This window comes from Bilifractor sp. LCP21S3_F8 (genome assembly GCF_052117805.1).
Taxonomy (GTDB): Bacteria; Bacillota; Clostridia; order Lachnospirales; family Lachnospiraceae; genus Bilifractor.
In genome coordinates this window covers 1-440 of sequence record NZ_JBQKIK010000076.1, presented here as the reverse complement: position 1 = coordinate 440, position 440 = coordinate 1, and the positions used below count along the sequence as shown (strand labels likewise).

The 440-nt window shown below is 43.2% G+C and carries 1 protein-coding gene; it reads right to left on the bottom strand.

All coding sequences use genetic code 11. The features are described 5' to 3' along the window. Positions 1-57: 57 nt before the first annotated feature. Complete coding sequence (locus ACTQ3A_RS13955; RefSeq protein WP_441495199.1) at positions 58-354, bottom strand: hypothetical protein; 297 nt, start codon at positions 352-354, stop codon at positions 58-60. Positions 355-440 lie beyond the last annotated feature (86 nt).

The following is a 440-nucleotide window of genomic DNA, read 5'->3' as shown; positions in this document are numbered from 1 at the left end:
GGGCTCCTTTCCGTGAATGGTGGGCTATTCCACCGTGACAGGTGGGCTATCCATCCGTTAGGGATGGGCTAATCGACCGTGGAGACTGGTCTTCTCGGTCGGAATATACAGACGCCGCTTTTCAGTATATCTGCACAAAAAAACTTGTCTTGCAGACGGTAATGGTGATTTCCGTTTCTGTAGCCTGCACGGCTTCAAACTTCCTGCAACACTTTTAAGGCTCTGAATAGTAGCCTCAAAATCATCCAAAACATTTTTCGCCGCCTGATCACTTTTTTTCACCATAAGCAAATATCTGATGTATTGATTTAGATCTTCTTCTGCATCTACTGTTACTACTACTTTATATTCCATACTTTTCTCTCATATCAGCAATAACAGCATCCGCAGATCGATAGTTACCCTTTGATGCAGATACTCTTGATTTCTCCAGTTTCTCC